A 14,296-nucleotide genomic window follows, 5' to 3' on the forward strand; every position below is an offset into this window, starting at 1 on the left:
CCAGGCGTCACCCGGGCCGACGGCTGGTCAGGAGTGGTGGTGGATGGGGCCGTCCAAGTCGGCCAGGCGGACTCCGCGGCCTCCCCAGCGGAGGGCGATCAGCTCCGCCGCGATGGACACCGCCGTTTCCTCCGGGGTCCGGGCGCCCAGGTCGAGGCCGATCGGGGAGGACAGCTTGGTCAGCGCCTCCTCGGTGACGCCCTGCTCGCGGAGCCTGCGGAGGCGGTCGTCGTGGGTGCGGCGGGAGCCCATCGCGCCGACGTAGCCGAGGTTCAGGCGCAGTGCCTCCTCCAGCACCGGGACGTCGAACTTCGGGTCGTGGGTGAGGACCATGACCGCGGTGCGCTCGTCGACCCGGCCGGCCGCCGCCTCGGCCGCGAGGTAGCGGTGCGGCCAGTCCACGACCACGTCGTCGACGCCGGGGAACCTGCTGTGCGTGGCGAACACCGGGCGCGCGTCGCACACCGTCACGCGGTAGCCGAGGAAAGCACCCATCCGGGCCATCGCGGCGGCGAAGTCGATCGCGCCGAACACCAGCATCCGCGGCGGCGGCTCGAAGGAGTTCACGAACACCCGCAGGCCCTCACCGCGGCGCTGGCCTTCCGGCCCGTACTCGATCACGCCGCTGCGGCCGCTGGCCAGCATGCCGCGCGCGTCGTCGAGCACCGCGTCATCGATCCGCGCGGAGCCCAGGCCACCGCTGCTGCGGTCGCGCCAGACCAGCAGGTGCGCGCCGACCTTCGCCGAGTCCGGGTGCTCCACGACGGTCACGACCGCGACGGGCTCTTCGGTGCGCACCGATGCCGCGACCTCGTCCAGCTCGGGGAAGGTCTCGCGGTCGACCCGCTCCACGAAGACGTCCAGGATGCCGCCGCAGGTCAGGCCGACGGCGAACGCGTCGTCGTCGCTGACGCCGTAGCGGCGCAGCACCGGATCGGACCCGGTCAGCGTCGCGGTCGCCTCCTCGTAGACCGCGCCTTCGACGCAGCCGCCGGAAACGCTGCCGAAGGCCTCGCCCCCGCTGGTCACCAGCATCGACGCGCCCGGCGGCCGCGGGGCCGAGCGGAACGTCGCGACGACGGTGCCCAGCCCGATGGACTCGCCCGACTCCCACCGCTTGGTCAACTCGTCCAACACGTCACGCACAGCGCACCTCCGCTCTCCCCGCACCACTCGGATCCGCAATTTCAATTGAAATCGCGCACCTGATTTCCATTGAAGTTGCGTCGGACCTGAAACGTGCCGCTAGTTCTCGCACTTCGCGCCTCCAGCACCAGGTTGGGACAGCCGGCGGACCCAGGACCAGACGTCCTCCAGCGAACGCAGGCTGTGCCCGGCCACCATCCGGTCAACGTGCGGCATGGCCGCGACAATCCCGGATTGCACCGGTTGGTAGCCGTCGTGCCCGGCGTGCGGGTTCGCCCAGATCACCGCGCGCGCCAACCGCCGCAGCCGCCGCATCTGGTCGGCGAGCTCGGTGGCGTCACCGCGTTCCCAGCCGTCGGAGAACAGCACGACCACCGCTCCGCGCGCCACACCTCGCTGCCCCCACCGGTCCAGGAAGACCCGGAGCGTCTCGCCGAGCCTGGTGCCGCCGGAGAAGTCCGGCACCGCGCGGGAAGCCGCCAGGAGTGCGGCTTCCGGATCCCGCTGCCGCAACTGCCTGCTCACCCGCGTCATCCGCGTGCCGAGCGTGAAGACCTCGGTGCTGGCGGGCGCTCTCCGCACCACGACGTGGGCGAACCGCAGCAGCGCATCCGCGTAGGCGCTCATCGAGCCCGAGACGTCGACCAGCAGCACGACCCGTCGCGGTCGGCGGGAGCGGCGCTGCCTGCGCAGCCGCACCGGCTCGCCACCGGATCGCAGCATCTCGCGCAGGGTCGCGCGCGAGCTCAGCGCACCGCGCTTGCTCCCACGACGCCGGAGAGCTGGGCGCGTCGGCGGCTCCGGGCGCAGCACCGCGAGCATCCGCCGCAGGTGTTCGCGCTCCGGCACGCCGAGTTCGGAGAGGTCGCGGCGGCGCAGCACCTCGGCGTCGCTGGCCGCGGCGGCCAGCGGCCGATCCGCCTCGCCCTCGTCAGCGCCGCCGTCGGCGCTGGTCAGCGCAGCGATCTGCGCGGGCCGCGGGAGCGGTCGGCCCACCGGTTCGGCGGACGACTCGGCACTGCCGAACCAGGATTCGAAGGCCGCGTCGTAGCGCGGCAGGTCGTCGGGGTCGGAGCACAGCGTCAAGCGCCCCGCCCAGTAGACGGCGTCGCGGTCGAACCCGGCCTGCTCGACGGCGGCGAGGAAGGCCTGCACGCGCGTCGGGCCGCAGGCCATGCCGGAATGCCGCAGCGCACGCGCGAATCCGACCAGCCCGGTCACGGTGTGCATCCCGGCCCCCTTCCCGGATTCCTCAGCGCTCAGCGGTCAGCACGCCCGCTGCGCGGACGCGCTCGGCGTCCTCGCGGTACTTGAGCACCGCGCCCAGCGTCGTCGCAGCTGTCTCGGTGTCCAGCTCGTCCTGCCCGAGCGCCTGCAAGGCCTGCGCCCAGTCGAGCGCCTCGGCCACTCCTGGCGGCTTGAGCAGCTCCATCTGCCGCATCCGCTGCACGGTCGCGGCCACCTGCTCGGCCAGCCGCTCGTCCAGCCCCGGCAGCCGACGCCGCAGGATCGCCACCTCGCGCTCCAGGTCCGGGTGCTCCAGCCAGTGGTACAGGCAGCGCCGCTTCAAGGCGTCGTGCACCTCGCGGGTCCGGTTGGAGGTGAGGACGACGATCGGCGGCTGGACCGCCGACACCACGCCGAACTCCGGGATCGTCACCGCGTACTCCGACAGCACCTCCAGCAGGAAGGCCTCGAATTCGTCGTCGGCGCGGTCGATCTCGTCGACCAGCAGCACGCACGGCGACTCCTGCAACGCCCGCAACAAGGGCCGCGCGAGCAGGAACCTGCGGGTGTAGAGCGAGGATTCGGCGGACTCGGCGTCCAGCTCTCCCCCGGCGGCGGCTTCCAGGGTGCGCAGGTGCAGCAGCTGCCGCGGGAAGTCCCAGTCGTAGAGCGCCTGCGCCGCGTCGATGCCCTCGTGGCACTGCAACCGGATCAGGTCCACCCCGAGCGCGGTGGCCAGGGCCTGCGCCAGCGCGGTCTTGCCGGTGCCCGGCTCGCCCTCGCACAGCAGCGGGCGCCGCATCCGCATCGCCAGGAAGGCCGCCGTGGCGATGCCGTCGTCGGGCAGGTAACCGGTGTCGTCCAGCGCCTTGGCGACCTCGGCCGGGGAGTTCAGGTCGAACGCGTCATCCACCGCCATACCGCGAGCGTAGGCGACCGACCGCGGTCAGGGCGATCATCAGATCATCCGGCGAGCAGGTCCCGGACCGCGTCGGTGACTGTGCCAACCTCCAAGGCCGGGACCGCCTCGCCCCTCCCCAGGTACCGCCGGACCACGGCGCAGGGCAGGTCGACCACGGCCAGGAACACCCGGGACCGACCGGCCATACCGGATCGGCCGAGGCGCTCCGCCAAGCCGGTCAGGGCCTCGTCCACCTGCGCATTCGCCTTCGCCAGCTGCTCCCGGGCCGCATCCGGCCAGTCCGCCCTGCCGTAGGCGTCGGGACCGGCCAGCAGCACCTTCGCCTCGGCCGGATTCTCGCGGCACCACTCGATCACGTGGCGCGCGGTGGCGACGGCGGCTTCCAGCGGCGGCGCTTCGACGACGGCGAAGAAGCCGTCTTGGAACCGGGTGACGGTGCGCAGCCACAAGGCGGACAGCAGCGCGGCCCGGTCCGGGAAGCGGTGGTACACCGAGCCGCTCGGCGCACCCGCGGCTCGCGCGACCGCCGCCATGGTCACGCCGCGCGGACCGGACTCCGCGGCCAACGAGACAGCGGCGTCCAGGAGTCGGTCGGCGTCGTGCCGCGGAGGCCTGCCCATGTATTGGAGGATATGCTCTAATAGCGTTTTAGAGAGAACCGCCTAAAACGGGAGGGTTCGATGGCCGTTCGGAACGTGCACGTCCGGCACTTGCCGGTGGACGAGGACACCGCCGGAACGCTGATCGACTCGCTCGCCGGCCCGCACGACCGGCTGTGGCCGAGCCGGGAGTGGCCGCCGATGCGGTTCGACCGCCCGCTGGGCGTGGGCGCCGCGGGCGGCCACGGCCCGGTGCGCTACCGGATCACCGGCTACGCCCCCGGGCGCTGGATCCGGTTCCGCTTCACCGCTCCGCACGGCTTCGACGGGTTCCACGAGTTCGCCGTGCAGCGCGAAGACGGGCGCACCTCGCTGCACCACCTGTTGTCCATCCACGCCCGCGGGCCGGCCCGGATCACCTGGCGGGTGCTCTGGCGACCGCTGCACGACGCGCTGCTGGAGGACTGCCTGGACCGCGCCGAAGAGGCCACCACCGGCGCGGTGCGCGAGCCTGCTCGCTGGTCCTGGCGGGTGCGCCTGCTGCGCGCACTGGCGGAGCGGGGGTCGCCGATAGGATCACGACGGCTTCGGGAGGAGGCGCATGAGTCGGTTCAGCGGGTTTCCCGCGCACATCGAGAAGCACGTCGGCCGGGTTCGCGGTGCCGACAGCCGGGCCGCCAGCGGCCGTGAGCGCGCCTACCACCTGGTCTACTGCGACCACGCCGACGGCGCGCACGTCACGGTGCTGACCAGCGGCCTGCGCGAGCGCACCGCCGGCGCGCCGCTGCCGCAGGAGCTGGTGTGCACGCTGCGGACCGACCAGGAGCTGCACGCCCGGCACCTGACCGGCGTGATCGCCGAGCTGCTCACCGAGTCCAACAGCCGCGTCGGCTACGGCGCGCTGATCATGAACGACCGCGTCCTGCTGCCGGACTCGGAGATCGCCGGTGCCCTGGCCGCGCCGCACCCCTACCTCGGCGACGAGTTCGACGTCCTGCTCGACGCCAACGGCCAACCGGTCCTGCAGCTCATCACGCTCGTCCCGATCACCCGAGGCGAAGCGCAGCTGGTCGCCCGTTACGGCCGCGACGCGCTCTACGACCGCTGGGAGCAGACCGGCGCCGATCTCCTCGACATCCACCGCCCCTGCACCGCTTCCTGAAGGCCTGTCGGTGGTCGTGGCCCAAGCGGCTGCCGCTCGCAAAGGCGAGGACGGCTTCACCGACGGGGTGCCCGAGGAAGGTCAGGGCCGGATCAGGGATGGGTCGGGGTTGTTCCCGGACGTGCGGGGAGCTCCCGGAGCGGAGGATCCAGGTATGAGCGCAGAGATCCCCACCTCGACCGCCACCACCACCGAGACCTCGACCAACCGGAAGTTCCGCCGCAGCCGCGACGAGCGGATGATCGCCGGGCTGTGCGGTGGAGCCGCCAAGTCGCTGGGCGTGGACCCCACCATCGCCCGGGTCGCGCTGATCGCCGTCACGCTGTTCGGCTTCGGCTCCGGCATCCTGCTGTACCTGGCCTGCTGGCTGGTGGTCCCGGAGGAGTGAGCCGCGGTCAGCGCATGCCGGGCGCCTGCTCGATGAAGGTGTCCAGCACGCCGTCACCCACGTAGACCGGCCCCTGCGGGCGTACCTTGCCCGGTTCCGTCCGGATCTGCGCGGCCCGGGCCGCGAGCTGCTTGGCCTCGCTGAAGTGCCCGAACGTGCTGCCCTCGTCGCCGTCGGCCCGTGCCTGCAGCCCGTCCACCGTGGCCACCAGCGCCTGGCCCCACAGCTCGGTGGCGGCCAGCCACGGCTTGACGTCCTGGACGAACTCCGCTGGTGCTCCCGCGCCGATCCGCTCCGGCGCCTCCGCGATCGTCTGCGCGTACTCGCGCAGCTCCCGCACCGCGGTCGCGCGGTCGCCGCTCTGCCAACCGGCGCGGAACTGCTCGATCCGCCGGGACAGCTCCGGCGCCTGCGGCAACCACGGTCGCCCGCTGGGCAGCGGGCCCATGTGCTCCAGGTCGAAGAACGCCAGCAGCGCACCGGCCGTGGCCGGGTCGGCGACCAGCCCCGGCTCACCACCGGCGAGGCGCTTGCCCGCCAGGTAGTCGGCCGCCGCGCGCCAAGCCCGCTGCGCGTCGAAATCCTCGTTGTTCCAGAAGAAGTCGGCCGCGCCGAGCTCGACCACCTCGCTGGCCGTGGCCAGGTTCATCGGGTTCACCACGCCGCCGGTGAGCTGCTCGGTCAGCCCCGGCTCGCGCTTCTCGTACGGGCCGAGCAGCACGCGGCCGACCGAGCCGTCGAAGTCGTTGACCGGGTAGTTGTCCCACAGGAACAGCTTGCGGCCCCACACCTGCTCGGCCTGCTTCGCATCCGACACCGTGATCCGGCGCGGGATCACCCCGTCCCCGGTCCACATCACCAGCACGCGCGGGTCCAATGTGGACCGGATCTGCGACTTGTACGGCGAGTCCTCCACGTCGGAGTACTCGGTCGGCACGAACTGAAGCGGCGCCACGCCGGGATGGGTGTCGACGAACTCGCGCTGCACCCGGTTCAGCAGTTCCGCCTGCGCCCGCCCGGCCGCGTCCTGCGACGGGCGGCCGTACTTCGCCTGGTCCCCCGCGCAGTTCCAGCGCGTGTAGGAGATGTCGTCCAGCGGCACCGAGAAGTCGCGCACGCCCGAGTCGTAGACCGCCTGGAGCTTGGCCAGCAGGGCGCGGAAGTCCGATTCGTCGCTGTAGCAGATCGACGTGCCGGGCGAGAGCGCGAAGGTGAACTTCACGTGGTGCGCCGCGGCCTGGCCGATCAGCTGCTGCACCGCGGCGAACTCGTCCTGCGGGTACGGCTCGCGCCACTTCTCCCGGTGGTACGGGTCGTCCTTGGGCGCGTAGATGTAGGTGTTGAGCTTGACGTCGCCGTAGAAGGCGAGCTGGTCCATCCGCTGCTGGTGCGTCCACGGTGGACCGTAGAAGCCCTCGACGCTGCCGCGCAGCGGCATGTCCGGGTGGTCGATGATGCCGACGCCGGCGATCCGCCCCGGCGAAGCGAGCTGGCGGAGCGTCTGCGCGCCGTAGTACGCGCCCGCCGCGTCGGAAGCACCGATGACCAGCGCCGGGTCCGTTCCGCCGCGCCCGGCCAGCGCGTACCCCTCGGGCGGCAGCTTCGCCGGTGCGGCGAGGTCGAACCCGCCCAGTCCCTGCGCGATGGCCTGCGACCCCCGTGCGCCGATCTCGATGCGCAGCTCGGCGCCCTCGGCGGGCGGCTGCCCCTCCTCGCGCACCACGACGTCGCTCGCCCCTGCCATCCGCAGCACCTGCTCGACCAGCGCGCGGGTGGGCTGGTCGACCAGCTGGTCCACGACCACCTCGGCCTTGCCCCGCACCGCGATGTCGTCGCCGAGCCGCCGCATCTCCTTCGGCTGCGGAGTCACCTGCGGCAGCCCGGTCGCGGGCAGCGCCGGCGCGGGCGGCGGTGCGGTGGGCTCGGCAGGCTGCGGGGCGTTGGTGCATCCCGCCAGCACGGCGCACATCAGCGTCGCGACCGCTGCCGACCGCCGCCGGGCACTTCGACCGAACATGACCCCACCTCGCCTGGATTTCCCAACGCGTTCAAGGAGATCACACCGCGGTCTCGATCGCTGGCAGGCAGCGTCCAGCCCCACCCGAGCGCCTGAAACCCACCCCCTGACCCGGCCGTTTCCGCCAGATCCAACACGCCCCGGTGTGTCGTGCGGCCCGGTTCAGCCGGCGCGCACCGCCCCGGCCAGCCCGCTGATGATCCGCTCCAGCACGGGTCGCGGCGTGGCGAAGGTCAGCCGCGCGTGGCCACGGCCCTCCGCGCCGCAGGCCGCTCCGTCGGTGAGCGCGATTCGCGCCTTCTCCAGGAAGAAGTCGGCGGGGTGGTCGCCGAGGCCGAGCGCGCGGAAGTCCAGCCACGCGAGGTAGGTGCCCTCGGGAGGGCGGTAGCCGACCTCGGGCAGGTGTTCGGCCAGCAGCTCCGCCACCGCGCGCCGGTTGCCGTCCAGGTAGTCGAGCACGTCGGTCAGCCACGGTTCGCCCTCGGTGTAGGCGGCGGTCGTGGCCAGCACGCCGTGCGTGCTCGCGTCGAGCACCGCGAGACGGCCGCCGGCGGCCAGCGTCGCGGCGTCGGCGTCGTTGCTGACGATGAACTGCGCGCACTTCAGACCAGGCATGTTCCACGCCTTGGTCGCCGAAGTGGCGGTGACCGCGTGCCCGGCGGCCGTCTCGGACAGCGACGCGTAGGGCACGTGCTGCCGACCGGGGTAGACCAGCGGTCCGTGGATCTCGTCGGCGAACACCCGGCCGCCGTGGCGGTCGACCACCTCGCAGACCGCCATCAGCTCCGCCGCGGTGAACACCCGGCCGAGCGGGTTGTGCGGGTTGCACAGCACGAGCAGGTTGCCACCGGCCCGAAACGCCGCGTCCAGCGCGTCGAGGTCGTGGACGAATCGGTCGCCGTCGCGGACCATCGGCACCGTGATGACCTCGCGGCCGAGCTCGCCGGGCTCCACCAGGAACGGCATGTACCCGGGCGTCGGCATGATCACCGCGCTGCCCGGCCGGGAGAAGCGCTCGATCGCGATCGCCAGCGCCCAGTGCACGTCGGGGATCGCGGTGATCCACCCGGGATGCACGTGCCAGCCGTACCGCCGCGCCTGCCAGTCGGCGCAGGCCTGCGCCATCTCACCGGCGAGTCGCGGCGGCAGGTAGCCGAAGTTCATCGCCTCCACCGCTGCGCGCACCGCGCGCATGACCGGTGGCGCGGTGGGGAAGTCCATCTCCGCGACGAACGCGCCGATCGTGCCCGGCTCGTGCAGCGTCCACTTCAGGCTGCCGCGGGCGCGCAGCTCATCGACGGTGATCTCGTCGAACTCGTGTCCCATCCTGCCCTCCCGCGACGATCATCTGCCAGCCGCGAGCGGTGCGACACCGCCATGCCGGTCAGGAGTCGAGGAGTTCCCGCCAGGACCGGACGAGTTCGGCGAGCACCGGGCCGGACGAGCGGGCGCCGCTGCCGATGTGGAAGGCGCGCACGCCGGCTTCCCGCAGGACCGGGACGTGCTCCTGCCGGAGGCCGCCGCCGACGAGCAGCTCCACGCCGTCGGCATCCTGCGCGGCGGCGAGTTCCCGCAGGTGGGCAAGGCCCTGCGCGACACCGGAAGGGCCGCCGGCGGTCAGCACGGCATCCGGGCCGAGCGACACCGCCCGTGCCCACGCCGTCCGGTAATGGGCGGCGTGGTCCACAGCGCGGTGGAACGTCCACGGGCGACCGGCCAGCTCGGCGACCACCGCGCCGGTGGCGTCGGCGTCGACCTGGCCGCGCTCGTCCAGGAACCCGAGCACGAACTCCCGCGCCCCGGCGTCGAGCAGCTCGCCGACCCGCCGCCGCAGCAGGTCGACATCGGCACCGAACCCGGCCTGCTCGCGCACCATCACGCGCACCGGGAGGTCCGTGGCGGCGAGCACGCTGCGCACCACCGGCAGCTCGGGCGTCAGGCCGTCGGCGGCCAGGTCCCGGCACAGCTCGACCCGGTCCGCCCCGCCCGCCTGCGCGGCCTCGGCGTCGGCGGCGTCGAACGCGATGACTTCCAGCAACCCGCTCACATCGGAACGGTAGCCGCACCCACCGCGAACCGGCTCAGCGGTCCGACCCGCAGCGCGCGGACCGACCTCCGAGGTTCCGCCACCCGCACCGCCACGCAGAACGAGTCCGGAATCAACGCGAAGAGGGCCGCCCCCGCGAATGGGGACGGCCCTCTTCAGCTGCCTTGGGCAGGAATCACATCATGCCGCCCATGCCGCCCATCGGGTCGGCACCGGCCGCTGCGCCCGCGGACTCCTTCTCCGGCTTGTCCGCGACCACGGCTTCGGTGGTCAGGAACAGCGCGGCGATGGAGGCGGCGTTCTGCAGCGCCGAACGGGTGACCTTCGCCGGGTCGAGGACGCCGGCCTGGACCAGGTCCTCGTACTCGCCGGTCGCGGCGTTCAGGCCGTGGCCCGAGGTCAGGTTCTTGACCTTCTCCGCGACGACGCCGCCCTCGAGGCCGGCGTTGACGGCGATCTGCTTCAGCGGGGCCTCGACGGCGATCTTGACGCTGTTCGCGCCGGTCGCCTCGTCACCCTCCAGCTTCAGCCCGTCGAAGGCGGCCTGCGCGGCCTGCAGCAGCGCGACGCCACCACCGGCGACGATGCCCTCCTCGACGGCCGCCTTGGCGTTGCGGACCGCGTCCTCGATGCGGTGCTTGCGCTCCTTGAGCTCGACCTCGGTCGCCGCACCGGCCTTGATGACGGCCACGCCGCCAGCCAGCTTGGCCAGCCGCTCCTGCAGCTTCTCGCGGTCGTAGTCGGAGTCCGAGCGCTCGATCTCGGCGCGGATCTCGTTGACCCGCCCGGCGATCTGCTCGTCGTCACCGGCACCCTCGACGATGGTCGTCTCGTCCTTGGTGACGACCACCTTGCGGGCGCGGCCCAGCAGGTTCAGGTCGGCGTTCTCCAGCTTGAGGCCGACCTCTTCGCTGATGACCTGGCCGCCGGTCAGGATGGCCATGTCCTGCAGCATCGCCTTGCGGCGGTCGCCGAAGCCCGGGGCCTTGACGGCGACGGACTTGAACGTGCCGCGGATCTTGTTGACGACCAGGGTGGCCAGCGCCTCGCCCTCGACGTCCTCGGAGATGATCAGCAGCGGCTTGTTGGCCTGCATGACCTTCTCCAGCAGCGGGAGCAGGTCCTTGACGTTGGAGACCTTGGAGCTCAGCAGCAGGAGGTACGGGTCCTCCAGGACCGCCTCCATGCGCTCCGAGTCGGTCACGAAGTACGGCGAGATGTAGCCCTTGTCGAAGCGCATGCCCTCGGTGAGCTCGAGCTCGAGCCCGAAGGTGTTGCTCTCCTCGACGGTGATGACGCCTTCCTTGCCGACCTTGTCCATGGCCTCGGCGATGAGCTCGCCGATCTGGCGGTCGCCGGCCGAGATCGCGGCGGTGGCGGCGATCTGGTCCTTGGTCTCGATCTCCTTGGCGTTCTTGAGCAGCTGCTCGGCGATCGCCTCGGTGGCCTTCTCGATGCCCCGCTTCAGAGCGATCGGGTTGGCGCCGGCCGCGACGTTGCGCAGGCCCTCGCGAACCAGGGCCTGGGCCAGCACGGTGGCGGTGGTGGTGCCGTCGCCCGCGACGTCATCGGTCTTCTTCGCCACCTCCTTGACCAGCTCGGCCCCGATCTTCTCCCACGGGTCCTCGAGCTCGATCTCCTTGGCGATGGAGACGCCGTCGTTGGTGATAGTGGGGGCGCCCCACTTCTTCTCGAGCACAACGTTGCGGCCCTTCGGGCCGAGCGTCACCTTGACGGCGTCGGCGAGGGTGTTCATGCCGCGCTCAAGACCGCGGCGGGCGTCCTCGTCGAACGCGATCATCTTGGCCATTGCGGTGTGGTCCTCCACCTGTATGGACGCCGCGGAGGTGGGTACGCACCCCACGGCAAGACTCGTGCTCGGCCAGGCTCGGTGCCCGCGACGGACGACCGGCGGCGGTACCGTCGGGTGGTACCGCCGGAGACGGCCTCACCGTCCCGACCTGGCACTCAACCTTGCTGAGTGCCAATACCGTGTTTAGCACTCTCCCCTGCCGAGTGCAAGCGACGGGGTGTCGGGTCAGTCGCCCGTGGGGACCGTCGTGGGCAGGTCGTTGCTGTTGTACGACGAGGTTTCCGAGGTCGTCGAGGTGTCGGTGCTGCCGGAACCGCCGATCGAGCTGGCCATCACAATGAAGACCACCACGATGAGCACCAGCGCGACGCCGACCAGCGTCAGCACGATCCACTTCGTCGAACTGCTCGACGAGGTGGTCGCGAACGACGAGGAGCCCGCGGGCATCGGCGGGCGCAGCCGCACCGGGTCGTTGCTCGGCGGCGGCAGCGGGCGCGGCGGCTGCTGCGGGTACGGCGGCCGGTAGCCCTGCGCCGGGATCGGCTGGCTCGGCGGGTACTGCACCGGCTGCGGGCCGGGCATCGGCACGACCGGGCGCGGCTGCGGCGGGGCGTCGCCCGCGGCCTGCCCGAGCGCGGCGCGCGCGGCCGACACGAGGTCCTGGCAGTTGCTGAAGCGGTGGTCAGCCTTCTTGGCCATGCCACGGCGCAGCACCTCGTCGATGCCGGCGGGCAGCACCACCAGCGAGGTGACCGGCGGCGGTTCGGCGGCGAGGTGGCCCTGGATGACCTCCTGCACCTGCCCCTGGAACGGCGGGCGGCCGGTCAGGCAGGCGAAGAGCATGCAGGCCAGCGCGTACTGGTCGGTGCGGCCGTCCACCGGCTCGCCGCGCAGGTGCTCCGGCGCCGCGTAGGTGGGCGAGCCGAGGAAGTCGCCGCTGGAGGTGCGGTGGCCGGTCGCGCCGCGCCGGGTCAGCCCGAAGTCGGCCAGGTAGACGTGCTCGTGGACGGACTCGCGCGAGGTCACCAGCACGTTGGCCGGCTTCAGGTCGAGGTGCACCAGGCCGCGCTCGTGCAGCATGTCCAGCGCCTCGGAGATCTGCGAGAGCAGCTCCAGGGTGCGCTTCGGCGAGATCGGCCCGTCCTTGATCAGGCTCGCCAGGTCGGAGCCGTCGACCAGCCGCATCGCGATGAAGAGCATGCCGTCGACCTCACCGAAGTCGTACAGCGGCACGATGTTGGCGTGGTCGATCGCCGAGGTGTTGCGCGCCTCGTCGACGAAGCGCTCGCGGAACTCGGCATCACCGGTGATGTGCTCGCCCATGACTTTCAGGGCGACCTTGCGGCCGAGTCGGACATCGGTGGCGCGGTACATCACGCTCATACCACCGCGACCGAGCACTCCGTCGATCTTGTAGTGGCCGAGGCGCTTCCCGGTGAGGTCTTCCGACACGAGCAGCAGCGTAACGGGCCCAGATCACGCTCGTCTCACGGTTGGCGCAGCCGGTCGCGATCGGCTCCGGTGAGTCCCAGCACAGCGACCCGGCCCCGAAACCGGGAACCGGGCCGCGAGTCGTGCTCGATCAGACCTTGCGGACCCCGTCAGCCTGGGTGCGGCCGTCACGCCCCGCCTTCACCTCGAATTGCACCCGATCTCCTTCGGAAAGGGTGCGGAAACCCGACATGTCGATGGCGGAGTAATGGACGAACACATCAGATCCACCGTCCGTTGCGATGAATCCGTAGCCCTTCTCCGAGTTGAACCATTTGACCGTGCCGACCGCCACGGCGTCCTCCTCATGAAAAGTGATGCACGGCGCGAACGCCGCTGGAGCAACGGCCACACTACCCCCGAATTCGGGTCTCGTCGCGGGTTCGGCAATGCAACTTTTCCGTTAACGGCTGGGCCGAACGGGTGCCGCAACCGGACACCGTCCGTTATCCCGCCGCAATGTTCCCCCAACCGCACCAATCCATTCCGCCCAGAGCGAAAGCACCCGGCGGAGCGCAGCCTCGGACGGGCCGTCGACCTCGGAGTTCCGCTGATACCGCATCCGCACCCGCAGGTCGTGACCGCGCACTGCACCGGTTGGCGGAATGGCGCCTACCCGGCCTTTCCCGAACGGGTCAGGCACCGCATTCGGTTTTCGGTTCCGACTTTCGCCATCACCCGAACAGCCGATTGCGCCGGGCGCCCGGTTCGGTCAGGAGCGGGCTCCGAGACCATTTGCCTGGAGCCAGCTGACGAGTCCCCGCGGATTGCGCGTTTGAGTCAGGATCTGCCCCGGTCCGGCGAAATCGAAGACCAGGCCCTCGCCGCTCTTGAGCGACTGCATCGCGCCCTGGCTCATCTGCCGCAAACGGCTCTGCACCGTATCGGCATAAGCCACCACGTGACCGGTGTCGATCGTGACGTACTCACCGGGCTGCAGGGTCACCACGTCCAGCGCGCCGTAGCAGGAGACCACCATCGGGCCCTGCCCGGCGGCGTGCGTCATGAACCCGCCCTCGCCGCCGAAGAGGTTCTTGAACCCGCCCCACTGCGTGTCCAGCTGCACCGTGCTCGCCGAGGCCAGCCAGCAGCCCTTGGTGATGCACCAGCCGACCCGCCCGTCGAGTTCGAGCACGTTGAGGTCGCCGGGCAGGTTCGGCGCCACGTCCACCCAGCCGCCCTGCTGCGGCGCGGTGAAGGTGGACACGAAGAACGACTCGCCGCCCAGCGCGGCGCGGGCCAGCGATTTCAGGAAGCCGCCCTGAGCACGGGCGTCGACGGTGACCCCGTAGCTGGTCGCGAGCATCGCGCCGCTCTCGACCTGCACCGGTTCGCCCGGCGCCAGCATCAACCTGGCCACCCCGAAGGACGGCGTGTGGCGGGTCCGAACCTGCACGAATACCTCCCCGTGTTCGACGGCGCTCGGCTCGACCGGCGCCGCGCACGAGCCACCGGCCTGCGGTTCCCCGAACACGTGCGCCGCG

The 14,296-nt window shown here is 71.6% G+C and carries 14 protein-coding genes; 3 read left to right on the forward strand and 11 right to left on the reverse strand.

Annotated features, from left to right (window positions below):
• Window positions 1-27: 27 nt before the first annotated feature.
• From C4T78_RS34500 to C4T78_RS34515, 4 genes are all read right to left on the reverse strand, one after another.
• Window positions 28-1,146, reverse strand: a complete 1,119-nt coding sequence (locus C4T78_RS34500) for an XdhC family protein (RefSeq protein WP_093357821.1) — start codon at window positions 1,144-1,146, stop codon at window positions 28-30.
• Between the two features lie 99 nt (window positions 1,147-1,245).
• Window positions 1,246-2,376: a vWA domain-containing protein gene (locus C4T78_RS34505; RefSeq protein WP_093357820.1), complete on the reverse strand. Its 1,131-nt coding sequence runs from the start codon at window positions 2,374-2,376 to the stop codon at window positions 1,246-1,248.
• Between the two features lie 22 nt (window positions 2,377-2,398).
• Window positions 2,399-3,292 (reverse strand): AAA family ATPase, encoded by an 894-nt coding sequence (locus C4T78_RS34510; RefSeq protein WP_093357819.1) that lies wholly within the window; start codon window positions 3,290-3,292, stop codon window positions 2,399-2,401.
• 44 nt (window positions 3,293-3,336) lie between these two features.
• Entirely contained in the window at window positions 3,337-3,915 is a 579-nt protein-coding gene (locus C4T78_RS34515; RefSeq protein WP_093357818.1) for a TetR/AcrR family transcriptional regulator, read from the reverse strand.
• A gap of 60 nt (window positions 3,916-3,975) precedes the next feature.
• Here C4T78_RS34515 and C4T78_RS34520 point away from each other — a divergent pair, with 60 nt between their 5' ends.
• The 3 genes from C4T78_RS34520 to C4T78_RS34530 all read left to right on the forward strand — a co-directional run bounded on the left by C4T78_RS34520 (window position 3,976) and on the right by C4T78_RS34530 (window position 5,444).
• Window positions 3,976-4,584 carry an SRPBCC family protein gene (locus C4T78_RS34520; protein ID WP_218161734.1) on the forward strand — a complete coding sequence of 203 codons (609 nt, stop codon included), beginning with the start codon at window positions 3,976-3,978 and terminating at the stop codon, window positions 4,582-4,584.
• The gene (locus C4T78_RS34525; protein ID WP_093357817.1) at window positions 4,496-5,056 is read left to right on the forward strand and encodes a suppressor of fused domain protein; all 561 of its coding nucleotides are present in this window, start codon (window positions 4,496-4,498) and stop codon (window positions 5,054-5,056) included. The genes C4T78_RS34520 and C4T78_RS34525 overlap by 89 nt, the downstream gene beginning before the upstream one ends.
• Before the next feature lie 154 nt (window positions 5,057-5,210).
• Complete coding sequence (locus C4T78_RS34530; RefSeq protein ID WP_093357816.1) at window positions 5,211-5,444, forward strand: PspC domain-containing protein; 234 nt, start codon at window positions 5,211-5,213, stop codon at window positions 5,442-5,444.
• A 7-nt stretch (window positions 5,445-5,451) separates the two neighbouring features.
• Here the strand turns inward: C4T78_RS34530 and C4T78_RS34535 are convergent, their stop codons facing one another.
• The 7 genes from C4T78_RS34535 to C4T78_RS34570 form a co-directional block, all read right to left on the reverse strand.
• On the reverse strand, window positions 5,452-7,461 hold the full coding sequence (locus tag C4T78_RS34535) for a glycoside hydrolase family 84 protein (protein WP_093357815.1): 2,010 nt from the start codon (window positions 7,459-7,461) through the stop codon (window positions 5,452-5,454).
• Between the two features lie 162 nt (window positions 7,462-7,623).
• The gene (locus tag C4T78_RS34540) at window positions 7,624-8,787 is read right to left on the reverse strand and encodes a MalY/PatB family protein (RefSeq protein ID WP_093357814.1); all 1,164 of its coding nucleotides are present in this window, start codon (window positions 8,785-8,787) and stop codon (window positions 7,624-7,626) included.
• Window positions 8,788-8,845: 58 nt separating this feature from the next.
• Entirely contained in the window at window positions 8,846-9,508 is a 663-nt protein-coding gene (locus C4T78_RS34545) for a copper homeostasis protein CutC (RefSeq protein ID WP_093357813.1), read from the reverse strand.
• 175 nt (window positions 9,509-9,683) lie between these two features.
• Window positions 9,684-11,318 carry a chaperonin GroEL gene (gene groL / locus C4T78_RS34550; RefSeq protein ID WP_093357812.1) on the reverse strand — a complete coding sequence of 545 codons (1,635 nt, stop codon included), beginning with the start codon at window positions 11,316-11,318 and terminating at the stop codon, window positions 9,684-9,686.
• 228 nt (window positions 11,319-11,546) lie between these two features.
• Window positions 11,547-12,773: a serine/threonine protein kinase gene (locus C4T78_RS34560; RefSeq protein ID WP_093357811.1), complete on the reverse strand. Its 1,227-nt coding sequence runs from the start codon at window positions 12,771-12,773 to the stop codon at window positions 11,547-11,549.
• A gap of 130 nt (window positions 12,774-12,903) precedes the next feature.
• The gene (locus C4T78_RS34565; protein WP_093158410.1) at window positions 12,904-13,107 is read right to left on the reverse strand and encodes a cold-shock protein; all 204 of its coding nucleotides are present in this window, start codon (window positions 13,105-13,107) and stop codon (window positions 12,904-12,906) included.
• Between the two features lie 417 nt (window positions 13,108-13,524).
• Window positions 13,525-14,208 (reverse strand): TIGR00266 family protein, encoded by a 684-nt coding sequence (locus tag C4T78_RS34570; RefSeq protein ID WP_093357848.1) that lies wholly within the window; start codon window positions 14,206-14,208, stop codon window positions 13,525-13,527.
• Window positions 14,209-14,296 lie beyond the last annotated feature (88 nt).

Origin of the sequence: Saccharopolyspora kobensis (assembly GCF_900108315.1) — a bacterium.
GTDB lineage: Bacteria > Actinomycetota > Actinomycetes > Mycobacteriales > Pseudonocardiaceae > Saccharopolyspora > Saccharopolyspora kobensis.